Source organism: Streptomyces sp. NPDC026246 (assembly GCF_055567995.1).
In genome coordinates this window covers 575,732-602,519 of record NZ_JBVHPJ010000002.1, presented here as the reverse complement: position 1 = coordinate 602,519, position 26,788 = coordinate 575,732, and the positions used below count along the sequence as shown (strand labels likewise).

Here is a 26,788-nt window from a genome sequence, read left to right as displayed (position 1 = left end):
CCCCGCGGCGTGCGACGCCGGGAGGCACCCGGGCGACTTTTCGGCGAACGCCCCGCATTCTTCCATGCGGAGAGATCCCGGAAGGCCCCTCGTCGCAACGGCGGCGGGCGTGGGCGGGAACGGCTCTCGGCGCGAAGCGGCCGACCGGGGGCGGCTCGCTGTCGTACCCGGGCGGTACCGTCGGATCATGACCGATCAGGCGGGGGCCGCCCATGCGGGCGAGCGGCGACCGGCCACGCTGGAGGGCGTGCTGGAGCGCATCACGTACGCCAACGAGGAGAACGGCTACACGGTCGCCCGGGTCGACACCGGCAGGGGCGGCGGCGACCTGCTCACGGTCGTGGGGGCGCTGCTCGGCGCCCAGGTCGGCGAGTCCCTGCGCATGGAGGGCCGCTGGGGCTCCCACCCCCAGTACGGCAAGCAGTTCCACGTGGAGAACTACACGACGGTCCTGCCGGCCACCGTGCAGGGCATCCGCCGCTACCTCGGCTCGGGCCTGGTCAAGGGCATCGGCCCGGTCTTCGCCGACCGCATCACCCAGCACTTCGGCATGGACACCCTGAAGATCATCGAGGAGGAGCCCAAGCGGCTCATCGAGGTCCCCGGCCTGGGCCCCAAGCGCACGAAGAAGATCGCCGACGCCTGGGAGGAACAGAAGGCCATCAAGGAGGTCATGCTCTTCCTCCAGACCGTGGAGGTCTCCACCTCCATCGCCGTGCGCATCTACAAGAAGTACGGCGACGCCTCCATCTCCGTGGTGAAGAACCAGCCCTACCGGCTCGCGTCCGACGTGTGGGGCATCGGCTTCCTCACCGCCGACAAGATCGCCCGGTCCGTCGGCATCCCGCACGACAGCCCCGAGCGCGTCAAGGCGGGCCTGCAGTACGCGTTGTCGCAGTCCACCGACCAGGGCCACTGCTACCTGCCGGAGGAGCAGCTGATCAAGGACGCGGTCAAGCTCCTCCAGGTCGACACCGGCCTGGTCATCGAGTGCCTGGCCGAGCTGGCCGAGCCGCGCGAGGACGGCGAGGAACCCGGCGTCGTACGGGAGAAGGTGCCGGGCCCCGACGGCGGCGAGCCCGTCACCGCCATCTACCTCGTCCCCTTCCACCGCGCCGAACTCTCCCTCTCCGCCCAGCTGCTGCGCCTGCTGCGCACCGGCGAGGACCGCATGCCCGGCTTCGCCTCCGTCGCCTGGGACAAGGCGCTCACCTGGCTGAAAGGGCGTACGGGCACCGATCTCGCGCCCGAGCAGGAGGCCGCCGTGCGGCTGGCGCTCACCGAGAAGGTCGCGGTCCTGACCGGCGGCCCGGGCTGCGGCAAGTCCTTCACGGTCCGCTCGATCGTGGAACTGGCCCGCGCCAAGAAGGCCAAGGTCGTGCTCGCCGCGCCGACCGGCCGGGCCGCGAAGCGCCTGTCCGAGCTCACCGGTGCCGAGGCCTCCACGGTCCACCGCCTGCTGGAGCTCAAGCCCGGCGGTGACGCGGCCTACGACCGCGACCGCCCGCTCGACGCCGACCTGGTGGTGGTCGACGAGGCGTCCATGCTCGACCTGCTCCTGGCCAACAAGCTGGTGAAGGCCGTCCCGCCCGGGGCGCACCTGCTGTTCGTCGGGGACGTGGACCAGCTGCCCAGCGTCGGCGCGGGGGAGGTGCTGCGGGACCTGCTGGCGGACGGCAGCCCGATCCCCGCCGTCCGCCTGACCCGGGTCTTCCGCCAGGCGCAGCAGTCCGGCGTGGTGACCAACGCCCACCGCATCAACGCCGGGCAGCACCCGGTCACCGACGGCATGAAGGACTTCTTCCTCTTCGTCGAGGACGACACGGAGGAGACCGGCCGGCTCACCGTGGACGTGGCCGCGCGCCGCATCCCGGCCCGATTCGGGCTGGATCCGCGCCGGGACGTGCAGGTCCTGGCGCCCATGCACCGCGGCCCGGCCGGCGCCGGCACGCTCAACGGCCTGCTCCAGCAGGCCGTCACCCCGGGCCGCCCGGACGTGCCCGAGAAGAGGTTCGGCGGCCGGGTGTTCCGCGTCGGCGACAAGGTCACCCAGATTCGCAACAATTACGAGAAGGGCACCAACGGTGTCTTCAACGGCACCGTGGGCGTGGTGACCTCGCTCGACCCGGTCGACCAGCGCCTGACGGTGCTCACGGACGAGGACGAGGAGGTCGCCTACGAGTTCGACGAGCTCGACGAGCTGGCCCACGCCTACGCCGTGACGATCCACCGCTCCCAGGGCAGCGAGTACCCGGCGGTCGTCATCCCCGTCACCACGGGGGCCTGGATGATGCTCCAGCGCAACCTGCTCTACACGGCGGTCACGCGCGCCAAGCGGCTGGTCGTCCTCGTCGGTTCGCGCAAGGCGATCGGCCAGGCGGTGCGCACGGTGTCGGCGGGTCGGCGGTGCACGGCACTCGACTTCCGGCTCGGCTCGGCAAAAAATGATCGATCAAATGAGTCGTGAAGGTCACAAGCCACTTCCGGAAGGGGATCACAGGGGGCAGGATGGGCAAGTTGGCGGCACTCAGTGCCGTCAGTAGGCCCGATGGTCGACCCCGAGTGCACTCTCCTGAGCCAAGTGGGGGATGGTAGAGACAGTCAGGGCACCTCGAAGATGAGGCACAACGTCGGTGAGGGAAGACGTGAGCGACAACTCTGTAGTACTGCGGTACGGCGACGGCGAGTACACCTACCCGGTGATCGACAGCACCGTCGGTGACAAGGGCTTCGACATCGGAAAGCTCCGCGCCCAGACCGGTCTGGTGACGCTGGACAGCGGTTACGGCAACACCGCCGCGTACAAATCCGCCATTACCTACCTGGACGGCGAGGCGGGCATCCTGCGCTACCGCGGGTACCCGATCGAACAGCTGGCCGAGCGCTCCACCTTCCTGGAGGTCGCCTACCTGCTGATCAACGGCGAGCTGCCGACCGTCGACGAGCTCTCCGCGTTCAAGAACGAGATCACGCAGCACACCCTGCTGCACGAGGACGTCAAGAACTTCTACAAGGGCTTCCCGCGCGACGCCCACCCGATGGCCATGCTGTCCTCGGTCGTCTCGGCGCTGTCCACGTTCTACCAGGACAGCCACAACCCGTTCGACGAGCGCCAGCGCAACCTCTCGACGATCCGCCTGCTCGCCAAGCTCCCGACGATCGCGGCGTACGCGTACAAGAAGTCGATCGGTCACCCGTTCGTCTACCCGCGCAACGACCTGGGCTACGTCGAGAACTTCCTCCGCATGACCTTCTCGGTCCCCGCGCAGGAGTACGAGCTGGACCCGACCGTGGTCTCCGCGCTCGACAAGCTGCTGATCCTGCACGCGGACCACGAGCAGAACTGCTCGACCTCCACGGTCCGCCTGGTCGGCTCCTCGCAGGCGAACATGTTCGCCTCGATCTCCGCCGGCATCAACGCGCTGTGGGGCCCGCTGCACGGCGGCGCCAACCAGTCCGTGCTGGAGATGCTGGAGGGCATCCGCGACTCCGGCGGCGACGTCGACTCCTTCATCCGCAAGGTGAAGAACAAGGAGGACGGCGTCCGCCTGATGGGCTTCGGCCACCGGGTCTACAAGAACTTCGACCCCCGCGCCAAGATCATCAAGGCCGCCGCGCACGATGTGCTGTCCGCCCTCGGCAAGTCCGACGAGCTGCTGGACATCGCGCTGAAGCTGGAGGAGCACGCGCTCTCCGACGACTACTTCGTCCAGCGCAGCCTCTACCCGAACGTCGACTTCTACACCGGCCTGATCTACCGGGCCATGGGCTTCCCGACCGAGATGTTCACGGTCCTGTTCGCCCTCGGCCGGCTGCCGGGCTGGATCGCCCAGTGGCACGAGATGATCAAGGAGCCGGGCTCCCGCATCGGCCGTCCGCGGCAGATCTACACGGGCGTCGTCGAGCGCGACTTCGTCCCCGTCGAGGAGCGCTGAGGCAGCCGCCCGGCAGTCCTGGGCCGCGCTTCCACCCGAGCCCCCGTCGTCCGGCCGCCGGACGACGGGGGCTCGGGCGTGCCGGGCGCGGGCCCGGGGTGATCTCTCACGGGATTTCTTACGCAATGAAGAAGGCGCCCCGGCGTCGGTCCCCCCACGGGCCGACGTCCAGGGCGCCTTCCCAGTCCCGGTACGGATTCCCCCCACGGGATCCGGCCGGGCGTCTGTGAGGACAGCGCCTGAATCGCTGTGCGAGCGCGACGAGCGGAACTCGCCGCACTCCTGGTACGAGGTGCGATCTGCCGGGACAGCGCACGCCCGGGAGGGCCGCTCAAAGCTTCCCGGTGTACGTGCCCCGGCAACGCATCTCCGGGGAAGTCCCCCAAGACATCCCCAGATGTCGGGTCGCGCCCCCCAAGACGCTTCCTGACATCGTCAACTTAGACCTTCGAACCCCTCGGATGGTTACGTTCACATCACTGTGATCTGCGTCTCTTGCATATGTCCTATAGGTGGGCAAGAGCCCGGATGTGCCGTCCGGGAGGTCCCAGCGTAAGGAAGATGCGCGAGCCTTGTGAAGAGCTTATGTGAGCCCGGCCCGGGACTCCAGAGGGGTTCAAATCACGTTCGCCGTGAATTTAGGGCGAATTCGGGCGACTTCACTTGAATGTCCGCAGTCGCAGGCTGTTGCTGACCACGAAGACCGACGAAAAGGCCATCGCGGCCCCCGCGATCATGGGGTTCAGAAGCCCCGCGGCCGCCAGGGGGAGTGCGGCCACGTTGTAGCCGAAGGCCCAGACGAGATTGCCCTTGATCGTCGCCAGGGTGCGGCGGGAGAGCCGGATCGCGTCCGCGGCCGCCCGCAGATCGCCGCGGACCAGGGTCAGGTCGCCCGCCTCGATCGCCGCGTCCGTGCCCGTGCCCATGGCGAGGCCCAGATCGGCGGTGGCGAGCGCGGCCGCGTCGTTGACGCCGTCGCCCACCATGGCGACGACCCGCCCCTCGGCCTGCAGCCGCCGCACGGCGTCGACCTTGTCCTCGGGCAGGACCTCGGCGACCACCCGCTCGATCCCCACGGCTTCGGCGACCGCCTCGGCCACCGTGCGGTGGTCACCGGTCAGCAGCACCGGCGCCAGTCCCAGCGCGCGCAGCTCCCGCACGGCCTCGGCGCTGGTCTCGCGAACCGTGTCCGCCACGGACAGCACGGCCCGCGCCGTCCCGTCCCAGCCGGCCAGGACGGCCGTCCGTCCCGCGCGCTCGGCCTCGTCCCGCACCCGGGCGAGGTCCGGCGGCACCGCGTCGAAGAGCCGCCCCACGGCGACCTCGCGGCCCTCCACCCGGCCACGCACGCCCCGGCCGGGCACACTGCGGAAGTCCTCGACCCCGGGCAGGTCCCCGGCCCTGTCGGCGGCGCCCAGGGCGATCGCCCGGCCGACGGGGTGCTCGGAGGCGTGCTCGACGGCGCCGGCCAGCCGCAGCACCTCCTTCTCGTCGGTCCCCTCGGCGGCGTGGACCTCCTGCAGCGTCATGCGGCCGGTGGTGACGGTGCCGGTCTTGTCCAGCACGACCGTGTCGATCCGGCGGGTGGACTCCAGCACCTCCGGGCCCTTGATGAGGATGCCGAGCTGGGCGCCGCGGCCGGTGCCGACCATCAGCGCGGTCGGGGTGGCCAGCCCCAGGGCACAGGGGCAGGCGATGATCAGGACGGCCACGGCGGCCGTGAACGCGGCGACGCCGTCCCCGGTCAGCCCGAGCCAGGCCCCGGCCGTGGCGACGGCGATGGACAGCACCACCGGGACGAACACCCCGGCGACCCGGTCGGCCAGCCGCTGCACCTCCGCCTTGCCGTTCTGCGCGTCCTCCACCAGCCGGGCCATGCGGGCCAGCCGTGTCCCGGCGCCGACCCGGGTGGCCTCGACGACCAGCCGGCCGCCCGCGTTCACCGTGGCACCGGTGACGGCGTCCCCGGCCGCGACGTCCACCGGCACCGACTCGCCGGTCAGCATCGACACGTCCACCGCGGAGGCGCCCTCCACGACCGTGCCGTCGGTGGCGATCTTCTCGCCGGGCCGGACGACGAACCGGTCGCCCACGGCCAGCCGCTGGGCCGGGATCCGCACCTCGCGCCCGTCGCGCAACACGGTCACGTCCTTGGCGCCCAGTTCCATCAGCGCCCTCAGGGCCGCTCCCGCGCGGCGCCGGGAGCGGGCCTCCAGCCAGCGTCCCAGCAGGAGGAAGGCGGTGACGCCGGAGGCCACTTCCAGGTAGATCGTGGAGGCGCCGTCGCCGCGGGCGACCGTCAGCTCGAAGGGGTGGCGCATGCCCGGCATGCCCGCGTCGCCCAGGAACAGCGCCCACAGGGACCAGCCGAACGCCGCCAGCGTGCCCAGGGAGACCAGGGTGTCCATGGTGGCTGCGCCGTGCCGGGCGTTCGTCCAGGCCGCCCTGTGGAAGGGCAGCCCGCCCCACACCACGACCGGTGCGGCGAGGGTGAGCGAGAGCCACTGCCAGTTGTCGAACTGCAGGGCCGGGACCATCGCGAGCAGCACGACCGGCAGGGCGAGGCCGGCGGAGACCACGAGGCGCCGGCGCAGGGCCGACAGCGCGGGATCCGCCTCCTCGGCCGCGGGCGTCTCCTCGGCGGGCGGCGCCGGCTCCTCGGCCGTGTACCCGGTCTTCACCACGGTGGCGATCAGCTCGTCGACCCCGACGCCGGCGGGGTGGGTGACCCGGGCCTTCTCCGTCGCGTAGTTCACCGTGGCGCTCACGCCGTCCATGCGGTTGAGCTTCTTCTCCACGCGTGCGGCGCACGCGGCGCAGGTCATGCCGCCGATGAGCAGTTCGGTCTCGGCGGCCGCCGGCTCGTGGCCGGCCGGCGCCCGGCCGGTGGTGCTGGTCATGTCGTCGCTCCAGGAGACGCGGTGTGCCCGCCGGACGGTACGGGCCGCATGGGCCGGGAACGGCTGCGTGCGGCCCGTACCCGGGGTACGAGTGCCGGGGCCGGGCCCCTCGACACCTCGGTGCGGGCGCCGGGGTCCGGCGGCGGTGGGTCAGGCGCGGCCGGACAGTTCGAAGCCGGCCTCGTCGACGGCCGCGCGCACGGTCTCGTCGTCGAGCGGGGCCGTGGAGACGACGGTGACCTCACCGGTGGAGGCGACGGCCGTCACCTCGCTGACGCCGGGGAGCTGCCCGATCTCACCGGAGACGGCGCCTTCGCAGTGTCCGCAGCTCATGCCGCTCACCTTGAAGACGGTGGTGACGGGGCCCGTGGTGTCGGTCTGGGCGGTCATGTCGTTACTCCTCGTCGAGGCGTGTGGGGCCGCGGGGACCCGTGAGGGGTCTCCCACTCCCTTCCACTGTACCCCTAGGGGGTATCAGTCCCCGACGCCCCACCGGCCCGCCGTCACCCCGGCGGCTAGCGTTCCCCCGCAGGGGCCGACGGCCCGGCCGCGGGGGCCTCCCGCGCAGCCGGGCGGGCCGGGGACGGAAGGCGGGCGGGGCATGCGGGCCGTGGTGTTCGAGCGGTACGGGGAAGCGGCCGAGGTGCGGGAGGTGGCCGATCCACGGCCCGCGGAGCACGGGGCCGTCGTGCGGGTCGAGGCCACCGGTCTGTGCCGCAGCGACTGGCACGGCTGGCAGGGCCACGACCCGGACATCACCCTGCCGCACGTGCCCGGGCACGAACTGGCCGGTGTCGTCGAGTCGGTGGGCGCCCGGGTGACCCGCCGGCGACCGGGCGACCGCGTCACCGTGCCGTTCGTCTGCGCCTGCGGCACCTGCCCCTCCTGCGCGGCCGGCGACCACCAGGTGTGCGAACGCCAGACCCAGCCCGGGTTCACCCACTGGGGCTCCTTCGCGCAGTACGTGGCGCTGGACCACGCCGACGTCAACCTCGTGGCGCTGCCCGCGGAGCTGTCGTACGCGACGGCGGCCTCGCTGGGCTGCCGGTTCGCCACGGCCTGGCGGGCGGTGGTGCAGCAGGGCAGGGTCGCGGCGGGGGAGTGGGTCGCCGTGCACGGATGTGGCGGGGTCGGGCTGTCGGCGGTGATGATCGCTGCGGCCTCGGGCGCCCGGGTTGTGGCGGTGGACGTGTCGGCCGGGGCCCTGGAACTGGCCCGGAGGTTCGGCGCGGCGCACTGCCTGGACGCGTCGGCCGTGCCGGACACCGCGTCGGCCGTGCGCGACCTCACCGGCGGCGGCGCCCACCTCTCCCTCGACGCCCTCGGCTCTCCCGTCACCTGCGCCGCCTCCGTCGACGGGCTGCGCCGCCGCGGCCGCCACGTCCAGGTCGGCCTGCTGCCCTCGCCGGACGGCACGACGCCCGTGCCGATGGCCCGTGCGATCGCCCTGGAGCTGGAACTGCTCGGCAGCCACGGCATGGCCGCCCACGCCTACCCGCCGATGCTGGAACTGGTCCGCGACGGCGTGCTGCGCCCGGACCTGCTGGTGACGTCGGTGATCGGGCTGGAGGAGGTGCCGGCCGCGCTGGCGGCGATGGGAACGGCGCCCGGGGCGGGGGTGACGGTCGCCGAACCCTGGCGCTGACACCGCCGGGAACGACCGTGCCCCGCCCGGAGGCGGGGCACGGCACGGTGGACTCGGGCGGTACGGCGGTCAGTCCGCTCTCCGGCCCCGGTTGCCGGGCCGGGCGGCCACCCAGGCCCGGACGGTGTCGGCGTACCAGAAGGGTTTGCCGCCCTCCACGTGGTCGGGTGGCGGCAGCAGCCCATGTTTGCGGTAGGACCGCACGGTGTCCGGCTGCACCCGGATGTGCGCCGCGATCTCCTTGTACGACCAGAGCCTTCGGTCGGTCATGACGTGCACCTCCCCGCGCGCACCGCGGCGGCGGCCGGGGGCGGCCGTGCGGGGGAGCCGGGTGCTGCGCTGGCGATCAACAAGCCTGTGTCCGGTCAACGACATCCGGGGGGACCGGACAGGGCCTGTGGGACGGGTGTGACGCAAGACCCGCGTACGCGCGACATGTGTGACACGGAGGAGGTGTTTGTGACAGACCCGGGGCAAAGCCGCGCGCCCCGTCGGCGGCGGGGCGCCTTGACGGGGGCCCGGGCGTGTCCCGTCAGCCGTCGGGCAGCCGCCAGGCCGTGAGGGCCAGGGCGGCACGCGACAGGCCCGCCGGGTCGGTGAGGTCGAAACCCAGGGCCCGGCCGATCAGTTCGAGCCGGCGGGCCACGCTGCTGTGGTGCAGGTGGAGCAGATCGGCGGCCCGGCGCAGCGAGCCCGTCGCGCAGTACGCCTCCAGGGTGCGCAGGTCCTGCGGCACCTCGGCGAGCCGGGCGATCGTCCGTACGTCGGCGTTGGCCCGCACCGTCTCGGCCGGGACCTCGGCGAGCAGCGCCAGTGCGCCCAGTTCGGCGTGCGCCACGACCGGCCGGCGTTCGGTGGTGAACCGCAGCGCCGTGCGGGCCTGCCGCCAGGAGAGGTCGGGCCTGCCGGCGGCGCCGATGCCGGCGCGCACGCCGGAGGGCAGCCGCGCCCGGTCCACCGCCGAGGCCAGGATGACGCCGGTGTCGGCCAGCCCGGCCTGGACGACCGGCAGGAGACGTGGTCGCAGCGGACCTTCACCGACACGCCCTGGATGACCCGCGACAAGGTCGCGGCCTCGTGGCGGCACTACCTCGGCGCCGCCGCCGCCACTCCCCACGCGGCCCCGGCCAGGGCCGCCGACCTCACCGGCCTGCCGCCCGCCTACCTGGCCACCGCGGAGCTGTGCCCCAACCGGGACGAGGGCATCGCCTACGCCCTGCGCCTGCTGCGGTCCGGTGTGCAGGTCGAACTGCACCAGTGGCCCGGCACCTTCCACGGCTCCCAGGCCATCCTCTCCGCCGACGTCTCGCAGCGGCAGATCGCCGAACTCGCCGGGGCCCTGAGCCGCGCCCTGGCCGGCTGAACCACCCGGATCACCCACCGAAAGGACACACCGGCATGACTCTCGCCCCGTTCGGCCTGTTCACCTCCTTCGTCCGCCTCGGCGACGACGGCCGGGTGCGTGCCGAGGAGCCCGCGTTCGACCCCGAGCAGGACAGCTGGCAGTTGATGACCTTCCACGTGGAGACCGACGAGGACGTCCACGCCGACCACTGGGAGATCCACACCGAGGCGGACGAGGTGGTCTCCTGCCTCACCGGCGGCATCCGGCTGCACCTGCGCGCCGAGCGGCCGGGGGAGCGGGAGGAGGTCACCGCCCTGGGCCCGGGTGCCGCGGTCGTCGTGCCACGCGGCCGCTGGCACCGCATCGCCCTGGACGCGCCCAGCGACATCATGTCCGTCACCCTGCCCTGCGGGAGCCGGCTGGAGCGGGTCCGCGAAGGGTAGCGACGAGTACTGCCACGATCTGGTCCGAATGTCCGGACAAAACATTGACATGGCTTCAGGAAGGGGGCTAGAAAGCCGGGGAGAGCCGAGCACGAGGGGACCGCGATGGCGTACGACCTGAGCACCGTGAGGCACAGGGGAGTGGATCCGGGCCGTCGCGTGACCCGCACCCGCCCTCCGGCCGTCGGAGGGCCCCGCCACCCGGACGCGCCCGGCGGCGCCCGGGTCCAGATCGCCTCCGGCGCGGCAGGCCGCTTTGCTTTGGCAGGAGCGAAGTGCGAGCGACAACTCCCCGCCCGCTACGGCCCCGCGCCGGAGGTCCCCGTCCACCGGTGCCGCCGGTCCGCCGGCACTCCCACATGTGTCCACTCGGAGACCCGAACGGCAGACACAGTGTCGGGCGCGCCCGCCGCCCGGGACTGGTGGGATGGATCCGTGGCCGAGACCGCGACAGTGCTGTCCGCGGTCGAGGCACATGAGCTGTACGAACGGCACGTCTGCACCCGACGCCGCCATCTGCGAAGGAGTTCCCGGCCATGACGAAGATCGTCAACCACTGGATCGGCGGCAAGACCGCCGAAGGCGCCTCGGGCACGTACGGGCCGGTGACCGACCCGGCGACCGGCGCGGTGACGACGAAGGTCGCGTTCGCCTCGGTCGACGAGGTGGACGCGGCGGTGGCCGCCGCCAAGGAGGCCTTCGCCACCTGGGGCCAGTCCTCCCTGGCCCAGCGCACCTCGATCCTGTTCCGGTTCCGGGCGCTGCTCGACGCGCACCGCGACGAGATCGCCGAGCTGATCACCGCCGAGCACGGCAAGGTGCACTCCGACGCCCTCGGCGAGGTCGCCCGCGGCCTGGAGATCGTCGACCTGGCCTGCGGCATCAACGTGCAGCTGAAGGGTGAGCTGTCCACGCAGGTGGCGAGCCGCGTCGACGTCTCCTCCATCCGCCAGCCGCTCGGCGTCGTCGCCGGCATCACGCCGTTCAACTTCCCGGCCATGGTGCCGATGTGGATGTTCCCCGTCGCCATCGCGTGCGGCAACACGTTCGTGCTCAAGCCCTCCGAGAAGGACCCCTCCGCGTCCGTCAGGCTCGCCGAGCTGCTCGCCGAGGCGGGCCTGCCCGACGGTGTCTTCAACGTCGTCCACGGCGACAAGGTGGCCGTCGACCGCCTGCTGGAGCACCCGGACGTCAAGGCCGTCTCCTTCGTCGGCTCGACTCCCATCGCCCGCTACATCCACACCACCGCTTCCGCCAACGGCAAGCGCGTCCAGGCCCTGGGCGGTGCCAAGAACCACATGCTCGTCCTCCCGGACGCCGACCTCGACGCGGCCGCCGACGCCGCCGTCTCGGCCGCCTACGGCTCCGCCGGCGAGCGCTGCATGGCCATCTCGGCCGTCGTCGCGGTCGGCGCCATCGGCGACGAACTCGTGCAGAAGATCCGCGAGCGCGCCGAGAAGATCACGATCGGCCCCGGCAACGACCCGGCCTCCGAGATGGGCCCGCTCATCACCAAGGTCCACCGCGACAAGGTGGCCTCCTACGTCGAGGGCGCGGCGGCCGAGGGCTGCGAGGTCGTCCTGAACGGCACCGGCCACACGGTGGAGGGCTTCGAGGACGGCCACTGGATCGGCATCTCGCTGCTCGACAAGGTCCCCACGTCCGCCAAGGCCTACCAGGACGAGATCTTCGGCCCGGTCCTGTGCGTGCTGCGCACCGAGACCTACGAGGAGGCCCTGGACCTGATCAACGCCTCGCCGTTCGGCAACGGCACCGCGATCTTCACCCGGGACGGCGGCGCGGCCCGCCGCTTCCAGCTGGAGGTCGAGGCGGGCATGGTCGGCGTGAACGTCCCGATCCCGGTCCCCGTCGGCTACCACAGCTTCGGCGGCTGGAAGGACTCGCTCTTCGGCGACCACCACATCTACGGCAACGACGGCACGCACTTCTACACCCGCGGCAAGGTCGTCACCACCCGCTGGCCGGACCCGGCCGACGCCCCGGCGGGCGTCGACCTGGGCTTCCCGCGCAACCACTGACACCGGACGCCGGGACCACCGGCACCGGGCACCGGGGCCGTCCGCATCGCGGACGGCCCCACTTTTTTGCTCGTCCGTCCTGCGGTTCCCGCACGCGCCGAATCCGTGGCGCAGAAGCGTTAACGCAACGTTAACGCGTGAAAGACGCGCCTACGGCTGCGGAATCCGTAGGCAAAGAGGCATTGACGTGATGGTTTCCGTCGATGTTGCATCCCTCACGTGACCGACACCCTCCCCCCTGTCGAGGCCACCGTCGCGCAGGCGCCGGGCGGCCCCAAGAAGCTGAAGCGCTCCATCGGCGTGGTCGGCGGCACCCTGCTCACGCTGTCCTGCGTGACCCCGGCCTCCACCCTGTTCGTGGTGGTCCCCGACCTGTTCGGCACGCTCGGCACCGCCACCGCCCTCACCATCGCCATCGGTTCGCTGCTCTGCGTCGCGGTGGCGTTCTGCTACTCCGAGCTGGGCACCCTCATCCCCAGCGCCGGCGGGGAGTACGCGATGGTGTCGACGCTGGCCGGCCGCCTCGCGGGCTGGCTGGTCTTCGTGCTCTCCCTGCTCGTCGTGATGATCGTCCCTCCGGTCATCGCCATGGGCACGGCCGACTACCTCGCCCCGCTCGTCCACCTCGACCCTTCCTTGACGGGCGCCTCGGTGATGCTCCTGGCGACGTTGGCAGGCCTGCTCGACCTGCGGGCCAACGCCTGGATCACCGGGATCTTCCTGGTCCTGGAGGTCATCGCGGCGGCGGTGGTGGCCGTCCTCGGCTTCGCCCACGCCGAGCGCGGGCCCGGTGCCCTGACCTCGATGGAGGTGGCCGGGCCCAGCGGCGCCCCGGACACGGTGACGGCCCTGCTCGTCGTCTCCGGCCTCGCCATCGCCCTGTTCGTCACCCAGGGCTTCTCCACCGCGGTCTACCTCTCCGAGGAACTGGAGAACCCCCGCCGCTCGGTCGCCCGCACGGTCCTGGCCACCCTGGCCATCTCGGCCGTGATCATCCTCGTCCCCGTGGCCGCCATCACCGTGGGCGCCCCGGACCTCGCCGCGCTGACGGGCGGCGACATCGGCACCATGGTCACCGCCTGGTCCAACTCGGCCGTCGGCACGTTCGTCAGCCTCTGCGTGGCCCTGGCGATCATCAACGCCGGGATCGTGATGGTCATCCAGAACTCGCGCGTCCTGTTCGCCTCGGCCCGCGACAAGGCGTGGCCCTCCCCGGTCAACGCCCTCTTCTCCCGCCTCGGCCGCTTCGGCTCGCCCTGGGTCTCCACGCTCGCCGTCGGAGTCCCCGGCGCCGCCCTGTGTTTCGTCGACCTGGACACCCTCTACGGCGTCACCGGCGTCTCGGTGACCGGCATGTACCTCCTGGTGGCCGTCGCCGCGCTGCTGTCCCGCCGCGGCACCCACCGGCACACCCCGGCCTGGCGCATGCCCCTGTGGCCGGCGGCCCCGCTCCTGCTGATCGTGGTCCTGGTCTACGTCCTGGTCCAGCAGGACCCGACGTACCTGCTCTGGACCGGCGGCATCACGGCGGCGGCGACCCTGTACTGGGCGCTGTACCTGCGCCCGCGCAGAGAGACCCGCTGGCTGGTGTCGGTACCGGAGGAGTGAGGACGGTTCTTCGGCAGCGCCGGGAGCTGCATGCCCTCAGGGGCGCGGGGAACTGCGCGAGCAACCCCGAAGCACCCGCACCCGGCAGACGACAGCAACTCCCGAGCTCCGAGCCGTACACCACCCGGCAGACAACAGCACCTCCCCGAGCTCCACGCCGTACACCACCCGCAGTACGCCGCAAACTCCGTGTACACCCCTGGAAGGCCCCGCACTTCGGCCTCCGGTCGACAACCGACCGACAGTTTCACCCCGTACCGTTGACGCATGGATCTTCGACTGCCCGACCTGCGCGGGCTGCTCCGGCGGCCCCGAAGGCTGCTCGCCGCCGGGGCCGCCGTCGTCGTCCTCGCGGGCGCGGGCACGTGGACGGCCGTCGGGAACGACGAGAAGCCCTCCGTCCACCGCGAAGACCGGACCCTGGCCACCGGTGCCGGCATCCGCATCGACACCTCCTACTTCACCGCCCCCGGGGAGGGCCGCCGCCCCGCCGTCCTCCTCGGCCACGGTTTCGGCGGCAGCAAGAACGACGTCCGGCAGCAGGCCGAGGACCTCGCCCGGGACGGCTACGCGGTCCTGACCTGGTCGGCCCGCGGCTTCGGCACGTCGACCGGGAAGATCGGCCTGAACGACCCGCAGGGCGAGGTCGCCGACGTCTCGCGGCTCATCGACTGGCTCGCGAAGCAGCCCCAGGTGGAGCTCGACGCGAAGGGCGACCCGAGGGTCGGCATGGCCGGCGCCTCCTACGGCGGTGCGATCGCCCTGCTCGCCGCGGGCCACGACGACCGCGTGGACGCCATCGCCCCGGCCATCACCTACTGGAACCTGGCCGACGCCCTCTTCCCGAACGGCGTGTTCAAGAAGCTGTGGGCGGGCATCTTCGTCAACTCGGGCGGGGGCTGCGCGAAGTTCGAACCCGAGCTGTGCCGGATGTACGAGCGGGTCGCCGAGTCGGGCACGCCCGACGCGCAGGCGCGCAAGCTGCTCGACGAGCGCTCCCCGTCCGCCGTCGGCACGGACATCCAGGTGCCGACGCTGCTGATCCAGGGCCAGTCCGACTCCCTCTTCCCGCTCGGCCAGGCCGACGAGGCCGCGAGGACGATCCGCGCCAACGGCGCCCCCGTCGACGTCGACTGGATCGCCGGCGGCCACGACGGCGGCGACATGGAGACCGGCCGGGTCCAAGGCCGCGTGGCCTCCTGGTTCGACCACCACCTGAAGGGCGACCAGGCCGCCGCCACCGGCCCCGCCTTCCGTGTCACCCGCACCCTCGGCACCGGCTCCGGCGACGGCGAACCCCGCCTGGCCGGGGTGACCTCCGAGCGCTACCCCGGACTGGAGAGCGGACGGCGTTCCGTCGCCCTGGCCGGGCGCGAGCAGAGCTTCGCCAACCCGCCCGGCGCGAGCCCGCCCGGCGTCTCCGCCCTGCCCGGACTCGGGGGAGCGGGCGGTCTGAGCCGGCTCTCCACGCTCGGCATCGGTGTCTCCCTGGACTTCCCCGGCCAGTTCGCCGCGTTCGAGTCCGCGCCGCAGCGCGAGGACCTGCAGATCACCGGCTCGCCCACGGTGACCGTCCATGTGAAGTCCACCAGCGACGACGCCGTGCTCTTCGCCAAGCTCTACGACGTCGGCCCGGGCCGCACCCAGCCCGTCCTGCCGTCCCAGCTCGTCACGCCCGTCCGGGTCGAGGGAGCCAAGGAGGGCAAGGACGTCCGCATCACCCTCCCGGCGATCGACCACGAGATCGACGACGGCCACCGCCTGCGGCTGGTTCTCGCCTCCACCGACCTCGGCTACGCCTCCCCGAGCGCCCCGGCGACCTACACCGTCTCCCTCAAGGGCGGGCTGGACGTGCCGTCGGCGCTCGGACAGCGCGACTCGGGGGCCGGGCTGCCCGCCTGGGTGTGGTGGCTGCCGCTGGCCGGCGCCGCGATCGCGCTGGCCCTGATCGTCACGGGCCGCCGCCGCACGGCCGCCCCCGCCCCGCCGGACCCCGCCCTCGCCGAGGTACCCCTCCAGATCACCGGCCTGACCAAGCGCTACGCCAGGTCCTCCGACCGGTACGCCGTCAGGGACCTCTCCTTCCGCGTGGAGAAGGGCCAGGTCCTCGGCCTCCTCGGCCCCAACGGCGCCGGGAAGACCACCACCCTGCGCATGCTGATGGGCCTGATCAAGCCCGACGGCGGCGAGATCCGCGTCTTCGGCCACGCCATCGCCCCGGGCGCCCCGGTCCTCTCCCGGGTCGGCGCCTTCGTCGAAGGGGCGGGCTTCCTGCCGCACCTGTCCGGCCGCGAGAACCTGGAGCTGTACTGGCGCGCCACCGGCCGCCCCACCGGGGACGCGCACCTGGAGGAGGCCCTGGAGATCGCGGGTCTGGGCGACGCCCTCGCCCGGGCGGTGCGCACCTACTCCCAGGGCATGCGCCAGCGCCTGGCCATCGCCCAGGCCATGCTGGGGCTGCCGGACCTGCTCATCCTCGACGAGCCCACCAACGGCCTCGACCCGCCCCAGATCCGCGAGATGCGCGAGGTGATGATCCGCTACGCCGCCGCCGGCCGCACGGTCATCGTCTCCAGCCACCTGCTCGCGGAGGTCGAGCAGACCTGCACCCACCTGGTCGTGATGGACCACGGGCAGCTGGTCCAGGCGGGCCCGGTCGCGGACATCACCGGCTCCGGCGACACGCTCCTGGTCGGCACGGCCACGCCCGTGGACGAGCCGCTGCGGGAGAAGGTCACCGCCCTGCCCGGAGTCGCCTCGGCCGTGCGCACCGACGAAGGACTGCTGGTCCGGCTCGGCCCCGAAGGGAGCCCGCAGCGCCTGGTCGCCGACCTGGTGCGGCTGGACGTGCCGGTCACCTCGGTCGGCCCGCACCGCCGCCTGGAGGACGCCTTCCTCACCCTGATCGGAGCCGAAGCATGAGCCAGCTCGCCGAGCCGCCCGTCGAGGTCGCCGACGGCTACCGCGCGGGCCGCACCCTGCCCTTCCGCGTGGAGCTGGTCCGGCAGCTGAAGCGGCGCCGCACGATGGTCATGGGCGGTGTCCTGTTCGCCCTGCCGGTCATCCTGCTCATCGCCTTCCAGGTCGGCGGCGACCCCGGCGGCACCAACGACCGCGTCAACCTCATGGACACGGCCACCGCCTCCGGCGCCAACTTCGCGGCCGTCAACCTGTTCGCCGCCGCCGGGTTCCTGCTCGTCATCCCCGTCGCCCTGTTCTGCGGCGACACCGTGGCCTCCGAGGCGAGCTGGTCCTCCCTGCGCTACCTGCTCGCCGCGCCCGTGCCCCGGGCCCGGCTGCTGTGGTCCAAGCTCGCCGTCGGACTCACCCTGAGCCTCGCGGCCCTCGTGCTGCTTCCGGTGGTCGCCCTGATCGCCGGCACGGCCGCGTACGGCTGGGGCCCGCTCCAGCTGCCCACCGGCGGCGCGCTGCCCACCGGCACGGCGGCCCAGCGGCTGCTGATCGTCGTCGCCTACCTCATGGTGTCCCAACTGGTCACCGCCGCTCTGGCGTTCTGGCTGTCGACCCGGACGGACGCCCCGCTCGGCGCGGTCGGCGGCGCGGTGTTCCTCACCATCATCGGCAGCGTCCTGGACGAGGTGACCGCCCTCGGCGACTGGCGCCACTTCCTGCCCGCGCACTGGCAGTACGCCTGGCTCGACGCGGTCCGGCCCCGGCTGGAGTGGTCGGACATGATCCAGGGCTCGTCGATCTCCGTGACCTACGCGCTCGTGCTGTTCGCCCTGGCCTTCCGCGGTTTCGCCCGCAAGGACGTCGTCTCCTAGGTCAACGGAGGATCACCCACCGGTCTCGGCGGACCCCTCCCGTGGCCGCTTCGAGACGCTTCCGCAACGCCCCGTACCGCACGTTCCGCCCCCCGACGCCGTCACAGTCGCAAGAAGCCGAAGCAACGGACCCAGGGGGTACGGACGATGAAGCGGTACCGGACACGCACACTGCTGCTCGCCCTGACGGCGGCGGGCGGACTGCTGCTCACCGCGTGCGGCGGGGGAGGTGACAGCAGCCACGGCGGCAAGAGCGGCGACCGTGACCTCTCCGGCCTGCCCGCACCCGCCCGCAGCCGGGACGCCGACCAGTACGAGGACCGCCGGGAGAACCCCGGCCACCTCTCCACCTTCGCCCTCGACGTCGACACCGCCTCCTACGACCACGCCCGCCGCGTCCTGGCCGACGGCCTGCTGCCCGACCCCTCGACGGTCCGCCCCGAGGAGTTCGTCAACAGCTTCCGCCAGGACTACGAACGCCCCGACGGCGACGGCTTCTCGGTGACCGTCGACGGCGCCCGCACCGGGGACGAGGACTGGTCCCTCGTCCGCGTCGGCCTCGCCACCCGCTCGGCCGGGCACACCGGCGCCCGTCCGCCCGCCGCCCTCACCTTCGTCATCGACGTCTCCGGTTCCATGGCCGAGCCGGGCCGCCTGGACCTCGCGCGCAAGTCCCTCGCCGTGATGACCGACCGGCTGCGCGACGAGGACTCCGTCGCCCTGGTCACCTTCAGCGACGAGGCCGAGACCGTCCTGCCCATGACCCGCCTGGACGGCAACCGCGACCGGATCCTCGACGCCATAGGCGAGCTGGACATCCAGGACTCCACCAACCTCGGCGCCGGCGTCGAGCAGGGCTACGAGACCGCCGTGGAGGGCCTGCGCCGGGGCGCCACCAACCGGGTCGTCCTGGTCTCCGACGCCCTGGCCAACACCGGCGACACCGACGCCGACTCGATCCTGGAGAAGATCGCCGGGGAACGCCGCGAGCACGGCATCACCCTCTTCGGCGTCGGCGTCGGCAGCGACTACGGCGACGCCCTCATGGAACGCCTCGCCGACAAGGGCGACGGCCACACCGCCTACGTCTCCGACGAGGCCGGGGCCCGCAAGGTGTTCGGCGAGCAACTCCCGCGCAACGTCGAGCTCACCGCGCGCGACGCCAAGGCACAGGTCGCCTTCGACCCGGCCACCGTCGAGGAGTTCCGGCTGATCGGCTACGACAACCGCCGCGTCGCCGACGAGGACTTCCGCGACGACCGCGTCGACGGCGGCGAGGTGGGCCCCGGTCACACCGTCACCGCCCTGTACGCCGTGCGTACCCGGCCCGGCGCCCACGGGCACCTCGCCACCGCCACCGTCCGCTGGCTCGACCCCGGCACCCGCGACCCGCACGAGGAGACGGGCGAGTTGGAGACCGACGCCCTCGGCGACTCCGTCTGGAGCGCCGGCCGCGGCCTGCGGACCACCGCCACGGCCGCCTACTTCGCCGACGCCCTGCGTCACGGCGGGCACGCCGTACCCGGCGCCCCGCGACTCGCACAACTCGTGAGCCGAGCCGACGACTTGGCGGACCGCACCGAGGACGCCGAGCTCCGCCGCCTGGCCGAGGCGATCCGCACCGCCGCCCATCGCCTGATGTGACCCCCGCCCCATTGACCCCTGGCTACGCATGAGTAAGTTGACTCCGGAGTAAGTAAGTACGGCAGCACGTCAGCCTCATCCGCGACCGGGAGCCGTCATGGGCGTACGCAAGGATCTGCAACGGGCCAAGCACCGCACCGACCTGGCGGTCAGGGCCGAGACCGTCCGGGACGAGCGGGGCGTCGTCCGTGAGGCCCGCACGGCCCCCCTCGCGCCCCGCCCGACGACGGGCAGCACCGCGGACATCCCCTTCACCCACGCGGCCGAGGACCCCGACGCCGTCGTGCTGCGCCGCGAACGGCACGGCGATTGGCAGCCCGTCACGGCGGCGGCCTTCGCCCGCGAGGTCACCGCCGTGGCCAAGGGCCTGATCGCGGCCGGTCTCGAACCGGGCGACCGCGTCGCGATCATGTCCCGCACCCGCTACGAGTGGACGGTCCTGGACTTCGCCGTCTGGTCCGCCGGCGGCCAGAGCGTGCCCGTCTACGCCACCTCCTCCGCGGACCAGGTCGAGTGGATCGTCCGCGACTCGGGGGCCCGGTACGTCGTCGCGGAGACGGCAGCGAATGCCGAGACGGTCCGCGCGGGCACCGCCGCCCACGCCGAGCCGCCCCGCGTCTGGCAGGTGGACGGCGGCGCCCTGGACGACCTCACCGCCCTCGGCCGGGACGTCCCCGACGAGGAGGTCACCAAGCGCCGCACCGCCCTCACCCCCGGCACCACGGCGACCCTCTGCTACACCTCCGGGACCACCGGACGCCCCAAGGGCTGCGTCCTCACCCACGCCAATCTGCACGCGGAGGCCGCCAACACCGTCGAGCTGCTGCACCCGCTGTTCAAGGCGGTCACCGGCGAGACCGCCTCGACCCTGCTGTTCCTGCCCCTCGCGCACATCCTGGGCCGCACCCTGCAGATCGCGTGCCTGATGGCCCGCATCGAGACCGGTCACTGCCCCGGCATCAAGCCCGACGAACTGCGCCCGGCCCTCAAGTCGTTCCGCCCGACCTTCCTGGTCGGCGTGCCCTACCTCTTCGAGAAGATCCACGACACCGGCCGCGCCACCGCCGAGAAACTCGGCCGCGGCGCCTCCTTCGACCGCGCGCACCGCATCGCCGTCCGCTTCGGCGAGGCCCACATGAACAGGTTCCTGGGTCGCGGCAAGGGCCCCGGCCCCGGTCTGCGCGCCGCCCACGCCCTGTACGACCTGCTGGTCTACCGCCGTATGCGGAAAGAGCTCGGCGGCCGCATGCGCTACGCCATCAGCGGCGGCAGCCCCCTGGACCGCGAACTCAACCTGTTCTTCTACGCGGCCGGCATCCTGATCTACGAGGGCTACGGTCTCACCGAGACCACCGCCGCCGCCACCGTCGTCCCACCCCTGGACCCCCGCCCCGGCACGGTCGGCCTGCCGGTCCCCGGCACCGCCGTCCGCATCGCCGGCGACGGCGAGGTCCTCATCAAGGGCGGCATCGTCTTCGGCGCCTACTGGAACAACCCCGGCGCGACCGCCGAGGTGCTGGACGACGGCTGGTTCGCCACCGGCGACCTCGGCTCCCTCGACGACGACGGCTACCTCACCATCACCGGCCGCAAGAAGGACATCCTCGTCACCACCGGCGGCAAGAACGTCTCCCCGGCCGTCCTGGAGGACCGCCTGCGCAGCCGCCCGCCCGTCGGCCAGTGCCTCGTCGTCGGTGACGGGCGCCCCTACGTCGCCGCCCTGATCACGCTCGACCCCGAGGCGCTCGCGCACTGGCTCGCGGTGCGCAAACTCCCCGCGGACACCCCGCTGTCCCGGCTGATCCACGACGAACGGCTGCGCGCCGACGTCCAGAAGGCCGTCGACCACGCCAACGAGGCCGTCTCCCGTGCCGAGTCGATCCGCTCCTTCGCCCTGGTCGAGGGCGAGTTCACCGAGGAGAACGGGCTGCTCACCCCGTCCCTGAAGGTCAAGCGCCGAGCGGCGACGGCCGCGTACGCGGAGCAGATCGAGGCGCTGTACGCGCGCCGGGCCTGACGCACCGGGGCACCGGCACACAAGAAGGCGGGCCGCCGGGCAGCAGCCCGACGGCCCGCCTCAGCGGAGCCGGTACGTCACTCGCCGTTGGCCGACAGGATCGACACGTCCTCCAGCAGGTGCGCCAGCGCACCGTCGCGCTTGGCGTTGGTGCTGTTCTCGGCACACTGCTGCTGCTGGTGGTCCGACAGGATCGGGATGTCCTGGATCGGGATGCCGATGAGCGCGCCGACCCCGATGGGCAGGTCGTTCACCGCGATGCACGGCTTGTTGAACGAGCCCTGGATCAGCGCCATCTGGGGGCTCATGTTGCCGTACGTCGAGGAGTTGCCGAAGCTCTGCATCGCCCCGTTGCCGTTCACGGCCGTGGGACCGCTGTCGTCGCCGATCGCCAGGGCCTGCGGGGCCGCGGCGGCGGAGGCTCCCATGACGGAAGCGGCGATCGCCGCGGTGGCAATAACCTTCTTGATCACTGACCAGTCCTTTCTGAGGAAACCCCGTCCTACGGAGCGTTCTGGTCAACTGCGCGAGCGGTGCATGGTTTCTCCTCGTCACCCTGTCGGCCCACGCCAGGACAGTTTGTGTGTTCTTCGTCCCCGGCTGATTATCAGCAGTTTCGGGCGCTGCGGGCCAACCGGGTGAACACCCGCAACCAATCATCCGGAGCCGTGTTGATGAGGCCGTAGGACATGCGTCGCTACGAGGAAAGGAACGCGAAGTGCTCAAGAAGGCAATGGTCGCCGCGGCGGCCGCCGCCAGTGTCATCGGAATGTCGGTGGCGGCAGCTCCCCAGGCTCTTGCCGTCGGGGACGACTCCGGACCGTCCGTCGCCAACGGCAACGGCGCGTCGTCGTCGTTCGGCAACTCGGCGACCAAGGGCGACATGAGCCCCCAGCTCTCGCTGGTCGACGGGACGCTCAACAAGCCCTGTGTCGCTGTTCAGGACCTCGACGTCGGCGTCGCACTTCTCATCGGCGTGGTTGTCCAGGACATCCCGATCCTGTCGGACCACGTCCAGCAGCAGTGCGCGGACAACTCCACGAACAGCAAGCGGGACGGTGCGCTCAACCACATCCTGGAGGACCTGTCGGTCCTCTCGGCGAACGGCGAGTGAGCAAGTACCGCACGCGAGCTTGGGCGGCCCACCGGAAATCCGGGGGGCCGCCCGGCCATATCCGCATCTTTTCCTGCGGCAATCGAGTGAATTACCCGGTGCGATACGTTGCTCAGTTTCCCCGGCCGTCAATTCCTCGTTTGCAGGCTGCAGGTCATGGTGCGAGCCGTACAAGCTGTGCTCGCTCGGTTTCGGCCGTCAAAGGGGCATGACCGCAGAGAAGGGAAGTCTCATGAAGAAGAGCGCTGCTGTCGTCGCGGGCGCCATCATGGCGCTGGGCATGGCCACCCCGGCCATGGCGGACGCGGGCGCCCAGGGTGCCGCCGTCGGTTCCCCCGGTGTCCTGTCCGGCAACGTGATCCAGGTCCCCGTGCACATCCCGATCAACCTGTGCGGCAACACCGTGAACATCATCGCCCTGCTGAACCCGGCGTTCGGCAACGCGTGCGTGAACGACTGACGCGGTAACGCACCTGCAGCACCGGCTGCGACCTGGCCGGCCCCGGGACATCACCTTCCGTTCCGGGGCCGGCTTTTCCCACTTCCCCGAGCTCCCACGAGCTTTCACGGGCTTTCACGAGCGGAAGGACAACGAGATTGCGACAGACCCTGAGCAGGGGAATGGTCGCGGCGGCGGCTGCGACGGGCATCCTGTCCCTGTGCGGCGGCGCCGCGCTCGCCGACACGTCGGCCGACGGAATGACCAAGGGCTCGCCGGGCGCCGTGTCCGGCAACAACGTCCAGGTCCCGGTCGAGGTGCCTGTGAACGCCTGCGGCAACACCGTCGACGTGGCCGCCGCGCTCAACCCCGCCTTCGGCAACTCCTGCGCCACCGGCCCGGACAAGGGTGAGAGCCGCCACGCGGACGAGCGGCACGACTCCTCCAGCACCGCGGCGCACGAGGACGACGACACGTCCCGCGGTCACGCCGGTGACGCGCCGTCCGGCGGCGGGTACGGCGACGACGGGTACGGGGACGGCGACGGCGGATACGGCGACGACGAGCACGACGACGGCGGATACGGGGACGACGACGGCGGGTACGGCTACGGCGACACCCCTCCCACCAAGCCCCCGCAGACACCCCCGGTCACGCCCCCGCACACCCCTCCGCCGACCACGCCCCCGCACACGCCCCCGCCGGGCGGCCACGAGTCGACGCCCCCGGCGACACCCCCGGGCGGTCAGCAGACGCCTCCCGGCGGGCCCGGGCAGCCGCCCAGCCTTCCCGAGACCGGCGCCGAGGCCGTCTACGGAGCGGCCGCTGCCGGTGCCGTGATGATCGCGGGCGGCGTCGTGCTCTACCGCCGCGGCCGGGCCGCCTCCCACCGCTGACACGACGGGTGCCGGACGCAAAGCGCCCGGCACCCGTTCGTCGTCCGTGGGATCAGCAGTCGGCCGGGTAGAAGAAGCCGAGCAGCGGGATGCCCAGCAGGAGCAGACCCAGGCTGTCGTGCTCGTTGCACTCACGGGAGTCGGACGAGCTCGACGCGGAGTCGAGTCGTGGCAGGAAGTCCGCGTCGGCGGCGGACGCCGTGCCGCCGAGGACGGAGACGCTCAGGGCGAGGCTGGTGAGCACCGTGGCGGTGCGCTTCATGTGAGTCATGAGCACAAGTTAGACATTTAAGTAGAAAGTCACGTACTTCTACCGAGCCAGCCGGGTGAGGCCCCCGGAGACGCAGGGCTCGGACGCCGCAGCACCCGGCCCGCCGCGTGCCGGGTCCACAGACGCCACATGGCCCGCCCCGGCGCCCGGTCGTCCGGTGCGTGCCAGGCCAGTTCGCGCCCCGCCGGCGCCGGACGCAGCGCGCTCCACGGCGCGTAGTTCTCCACCACGAACGCCCGCCCCGGCCGCGGCGCCCCCTCCGGCAGCGGACGGTGCGTCAGGTCCAGGTGCAGCGCCCGGACGACGTCCAGGCCCGCCGAATCGGTGAACAGGCGGAACTGCGCCCCGGGGCGCGGGTTGAAGTCGAGCAGGTGGTAGCGGCCCGTCGTGCCGCAGCGGCGGAAGTCCAGGTCGAGGATGCCGCGGTAACCCAGGGCCCGCGTGATCCGCTCGGCGAGGGCCCCCACCTCCGGGTTGGCCGTCCAGCGGCCCACCGACGTCAGGCCCGCCCCGCGCGGCCGAGCCCGCTGCTTGCGGCCGGTGCCGCCGGCCCGCACGGCCCCGGAACGGTCGGCGTACCCGTGGACGAACCAGTCCCGGTCCCGGCCCGGCGGCAGGAACGCCTGCAGCAGCAGCCGGTTGCCCGCCTCCGGCGAACGCGCGTACAGCTCCCGTGCCTGCCGGGAGGAGTGCGCCAGCACCGTGCTGCGCAGCCCGGCCCCCGGCGGCAGCAGCCAGGGCCGGCTCCACTTCGCCACCACCGGCAGCCCCAGGCGCGCGACGGCCGTGACGGCCTCGGCGGGGCTGTCCGGGGCGATCGTCTCCGGGTGCGCCACGTCCAGAGCGGCGCAGGTCCGGGCCAGTTCCGCCTTGTCGGCCACGCGCTCGCAGAGCGTGCCCGGCAGGGACGGCAGCAGGTAGCCGGACCCCAGTTCCTCGCGCGTCCGGCCCACCGCGAGGGCGCTCGCGTCGTCCATCGGCACGAGCACCGCCGGACGCCCGACCCGGGCCGCCACCCCCCACAGCACCCGCGCGACCTCCGCCGGGTCCGCCCCGGGCGGCGGGGGCGTGTGCACCCCCCGGACGAAGCAGGAGCGGCGCACCGGACTGCCCGCGCCGTCGGCGACCACGTGCACGTCCACCCCGGCCCTGCCCAGGGACCGGACCGCGCCGAGCGTGCCGTGGTGAAAGGGGTTCCGGTCGATCCGCAGCACCACCGCGGGGACGCGAACATCGAGCAGCGACCCGAACTCATTCCTTCGAACAGGGTCACCGGTGCGGGCGAGGGGGCCACTCGAAAGCCTCAGCGGCGGTGGCGTGAATGTCTTTCATATGACTGGGTGTCACTAAGCGGAGACGAGCGAAAGGGGCGCCCATGGCCACACGGCAGCGACGCGCACGGTCCCGGCGGCTGGCAATCGTCGCGGCGGCGGTGGCCGCGACAGCGGTCCTGGCGTCCGGCCAGACCACCGCGGCGGGCGCGGGAACGGCACGGTCCGACGAACCGGCACCGCCATCGGTGACGGCCACCCCGGCGGCCCCCACGCCCACCACGTCCGCCCCACCGGCGCGCACCACCCCGGCCATCGGCGCCTACCTCGACTACGGCCCCCGCGGCGTGGCCCGGATGGCGCAGCTGAGCACCTGGCTCGGCGGCGCCGACCTGCGCGTCGGGCACACCTACCTGCCCGGCGACCGCTGGAGCAACATCGAGGGCCGCCCCGGCTTCCTCGACGTGTGGGCCAACTGGCGCCGCGAGAGGGCGGATCGGCTGCTCGTCCTCAACGTGCCGATGATGGAGCGCAACGAGGAGGGCGTGCCCGACCGCGAGGTGCGCCGGCTGCTGGGCGAGGCCGCGGCCGGCCGGTTCGACCACCACTTCCGCGCACTCGGCGAGCGGCTGGTCGAGCTGGGCGTACCGGACACCGTCCTGGTCCTGGGCTGGGAGATGAACGGCATCACCTACACCCACCGCTGCGGGCCCGACCCCGAAGCCTGGAAGCAGTACTGGAACCGGATCGTCACCACCATGCGCGCGGTGCCGGGCCAGAAGTTCCGGTTCGACTTCACCCCGAGCCGCGGCCGCGACGCGGTGCCCTGGACGGAGTGCTACCCGGGCGACGACACCGTCGACATCATCGGCCTGGACGCCTACGACCAGCCGCGGGGCATGGCCTTCGAGGAGCAGGTGTCGGAGCCGTACGGGCTGCAGCACCACGTGGACTTCGCCAAGGCGCACGGCAAGGCCATCTCGTTCCCCGAGTGGGGACTGTTCCGCAACGGCGACAACCCCGAGTACATGCAGCGCATGCTCGCGTGGATGGACGAGCACAAGCCGCTCTACCAGACGCTGACGGACTACTGCCCGCACGGCGTGTGGCAGTGCGGGTCCAACCCCCGGGCGTCGGAGGTCTACCGGTCGTTCCTCTTCGGCCGCAAGGACCCGGAGCCGGCCCCCTCCACGCCCACCGCACCCTCCACGCCCACCACGCCCACCGCACCGGCCCAGACCCCGGCTCCGACCCCGACCCCGACCCCGACGCCCACCCCCCAGCCGAGTCATCCGCGGCCGCAGGACTGCTCGCCGCTGAACCTCGGCGACTGGGTGGAGTACTGGATCGGCGGGAAGCTCTGCGTGCGCCTCGACTGGTGGTCGCGCACCACGCGCTAGCCCCGCAGGGCACGTGCGTGCCGCGGCGGCGGGCCC

At 72.4% G+C, this 26,788-nt stretch carries 22 protein-coding genes and 1 pseudogene; 16 read left to right on the top strand and 7 right to left on the bottom strand.

What is annotated here, in order from left to right; translation table 11 throughout:
* The first annotated feature begins 187 nt into the window (after positions 1-187).
* Entirely contained in the window at positions 188-2,467 is a 2,280-nt protein-coding gene (gene recD2, locus ACZ4M5_RS06820) for an SF1B family DNA helicase RecD2 (RefSeq protein WP_467733801.1), read from the top strand.
* Between the two features lie 178 nt (positions 2,468-2,645).
* Positions 2,646-3,935, top strand: a complete 1,290-nt coding sequence (locus ACZ4M5_RS06815; protein ID WP_467733799.1) for a citrate synthase — start codon at positions 2,646-2,648, stop codon at positions 3,933-3,935.
* Positions 3,936-4,594: 659 nt separating this feature from the next.
* On the opposite strand, the gene ACZ4M5_RS06810 is transcribed toward ACZ4M5_RS06815, so the two are convergent.
* Positions 4,595-6,835 (bottom strand): heavy metal translocating P-type ATPase, encoded by a 2,241-nt coding sequence (locus ACZ4M5_RS06810; RefSeq protein ID WP_467733797.1) that lies wholly within the window; start codon positions 6,833-6,835, stop codon positions 4,595-4,597.
* Between the two features lie 150 nt (positions 6,836-6,985).
* Entirely contained in the window at positions 6,986-7,225 is a 240-nt protein-coding gene (locus ACZ4M5_RS06805; RefSeq protein WP_467733795.1) for a heavy-metal-associated domain-containing protein, read from the bottom strand.
* A gap of 211 nt (positions 7,226-7,436) precedes the next feature.
* Here ACZ4M5_RS06805 and ACZ4M5_RS06800 point away from each other — a divergent pair, with 211 nt between their 5' ends.
* Positions 7,437-8,480: a zinc-dependent alcohol dehydrogenase family protein gene (locus ACZ4M5_RS06800; protein WP_467733793.1), complete on the top strand. Its 1,044-nt coding sequence runs from the start codon at positions 7,437-7,439 to the stop codon at positions 8,478-8,480.
* 69 nt (positions 8,481-8,549) lie between these two features.
* Here ACZ4M5_RS06800 and ACZ4M5_RS06795 read toward each other — a convergent pair whose 3' ends face one another.
* The gene (locus ACZ4M5_RS06795; RefSeq protein ID WP_333933447.1) at positions 8,550-8,750 is read right to left on the bottom strand and encodes a helix-turn-helix transcriptional regulator; all 201 of its coding nucleotides are present in this window, start codon (positions 8,748-8,750) and stop codon (positions 8,550-8,552) included.
* 262 nt (positions 8,751-9,012) lie between these two features.
* On the bottom strand, positions 9,013-9,438 hold the full coding sequence (locus tag ACZ4M5_RS06790) for a helix-turn-helix domain-containing protein (RefSeq protein WP_467733791.1): 426 nt from the start codon (positions 9,436-9,438) through the stop codon (positions 9,013-9,015).
* Here ACZ4M5_RS06790 and ACZ4M5_RS06785 point away from each other — a divergent pair.
* From ACZ4M5_RS06785 to ACZ4M5_RS06745, 9 genes and pseudogenes are all read left to right on the top strand, one after another.
* Positions 9,361-9,843 carry an alpha/beta hydrolase fold domain-containing protein gene (locus ACZ4M5_RS06785; protein ID WP_467734266.1) on the top strand — a complete coding sequence of 161 codons (483 nt, stop codon included), beginning with the start codon at positions 9,361-9,363 and terminating at the stop codon, positions 9,841-9,843. The genes ACZ4M5_RS06790 and ACZ4M5_RS06785 overlap by 78 nt on opposite strands.
* A gap of 35 nt (positions 9,844-9,878) precedes the next feature.
* Positions 9,879-10,268 (top strand): cupin domain-containing protein, encoded by a 390-nt coding sequence (locus ACZ4M5_RS06780; RefSeq protein WP_467733789.1) that lies wholly within the window; start codon positions 9,879-9,881, stop codon positions 10,266-10,268.
* 339 nt (positions 10,269-10,607) lie between these two features.
* Positions 10,608-10,808, top strand: a pseudogene (locus tag ACZ4M5_RS06775) (hypothetical protein); the annotation flags it as partial.
* Positions 10,805-12,307, top strand: coding sequence for a CoA-acylating methylmalonate-semialdehyde dehydrogenase (gene mmsA, locus ACZ4M5_RS06770; RefSeq protein WP_467733787.1), 1,503 nt, complete (start codon positions 10,805-10,807; stop codon positions 12,305-12,307). The pseudogene ACZ4M5_RS06775 and the gene mmsA, both read left to right, overlap by 4 nt.
* Positions 12,308-12,526: 219 nt before the next feature.
* Positions 12,527-13,915 carry an APC family permease gene (locus ACZ4M5_RS06765; protein ID WP_467733785.1) on the top strand — a complete coding sequence of 463 codons (1,389 nt, stop codon included), beginning with the start codon at positions 12,527-12,529 and terminating at the stop codon, positions 13,913-13,915.
* A gap of 267 nt (positions 13,916-14,182) precedes the next feature.
* Positions 14,183-16,837, top strand: a complete 2,655-nt coding sequence (locus ACZ4M5_RS06760; RefSeq protein WP_467733783.1) for a CocE/NonD family hydrolase — start codon at positions 14,183-14,185, stop codon at positions 16,835-16,837.
* Complete coding sequence (locus ACZ4M5_RS06755) at positions 16,834-17,700, top strand: ABC transporter permease (RefSeq protein WP_467733781.1); 867 nt, start codon at positions 16,834-16,836, stop codon at positions 17,698-17,700. Before ACZ4M5_RS06760 ends, ACZ4M5_RS06755 begins: the two co-directional genes overlap by 4 nt.
* A 147-nt stretch (positions 17,701-17,847) precedes the next feature.
* Positions 17,848-19,344, top strand: coding sequence for a vWA domain-containing protein (locus ACZ4M5_RS06750; protein WP_467733779.1), 1,497 nt, complete (start codon positions 17,848-17,850; stop codon positions 19,342-19,344).
* Between the two features lie 97 nt (positions 19,345-19,441).
* Positions 19,442-21,361, top strand: a complete 1,920-nt coding sequence (locus ACZ4M5_RS06745; protein ID WP_467733777.1) for an AMP-dependent synthetase/ligase — start codon at positions 19,442-19,444, stop codon at positions 21,359-21,361.
* 77 nt (positions 21,362-21,438) lie between these two features.
* On the opposite strand, the gene ACZ4M5_RS06740 is transcribed toward ACZ4M5_RS06745, so the two are convergent.
* Positions 21,439-21,834 carry a rodlin gene (locus tag ACZ4M5_RS06740; protein ID WP_266457110.1) on the bottom strand — a complete coding sequence of 132 codons (396 nt, stop codon included), beginning with the start codon at positions 21,832-21,834 and terminating at the stop codon, positions 21,439-21,441.
* Positions 21,835-22,079: 245 nt separating this feature from the next.
* Here ACZ4M5_RS06740 and ACZ4M5_RS06735 point away from each other — a divergent pair, with 245 nt between their 5' ends.
* The 3 genes from ACZ4M5_RS06735 to ACZ4M5_RS06725 all read left to right on the top strand — a co-directional run bounded on the left by ACZ4M5_RS06735 (position 22,080) and on the right by ACZ4M5_RS06725 (position 23,810).
* On the top strand, positions 22,080-22,475 hold the full coding sequence (locus ACZ4M5_RS06735) for a rodlin (RefSeq protein ID WP_467733774.1): 396 nt from the start codon (positions 22,080-22,082) through the stop codon (positions 22,473-22,475).
* Positions 22,476-22,707: 232 nt separating this feature from the next.
* Entirely contained in the window at positions 22,708-22,935 is a 228-nt protein-coding gene (locus tag ACZ4M5_RS06730; RefSeq protein ID WP_451878011.1) for a chaplin, read from the top strand.
* A gap of 137 nt (positions 22,936-23,072) precedes the next feature.
* Complete coding sequence (locus ACZ4M5_RS06725; protein ID WP_467733772.1) at positions 23,073-23,810, top strand: chaplin; 738 nt, start codon at positions 23,073-23,075, stop codon at positions 23,808-23,810.
* A gap of 52 nt (positions 23,811-23,862) precedes the next feature.
* Here the strand turns inward: ACZ4M5_RS06725 and ACZ4M5_RS06720 are convergent, their stop codons facing one another.
* Together ACZ4M5_RS06720 and ACZ4M5_RS06715 are read right to left on the bottom strand one after the other, a co-directional pair.
* Positions 23,863-24,081: a hypothetical protein gene (locus ACZ4M5_RS06720; RefSeq protein ID WP_398110180.1), complete on the bottom strand. Its 219-nt coding sequence runs from the start codon at positions 24,079-24,081 to the stop codon at positions 23,863-23,865.
* 29 nt (positions 24,082-24,110) lie between these two features.
* The gene (locus tag ACZ4M5_RS06715; RefSeq protein ID WP_467733769.1) at positions 24,111-25,298 is read right to left on the bottom strand and encodes a carboxylate--amine ligase; all 1,188 of its coding nucleotides are present in this window, start codon (positions 25,296-25,298) and stop codon (positions 24,111-24,113) included.
* A 158-nt stretch (positions 25,299-25,456) separates the two neighbouring features.
* On the opposite strand from ACZ4M5_RS06715, the gene ACZ4M5_RS06710 reads away from it, so the two are divergent.
* Positions 25,457-26,752, top strand: coding sequence for a glycoside hydrolase family 26 protein (locus ACZ4M5_RS06710; protein WP_467733767.1), 1,296 nt, complete (start codon positions 25,457-25,459; stop codon positions 26,750-26,752).
* Positions 26,753-26,788: the final 36 nt, after the last annotated feature.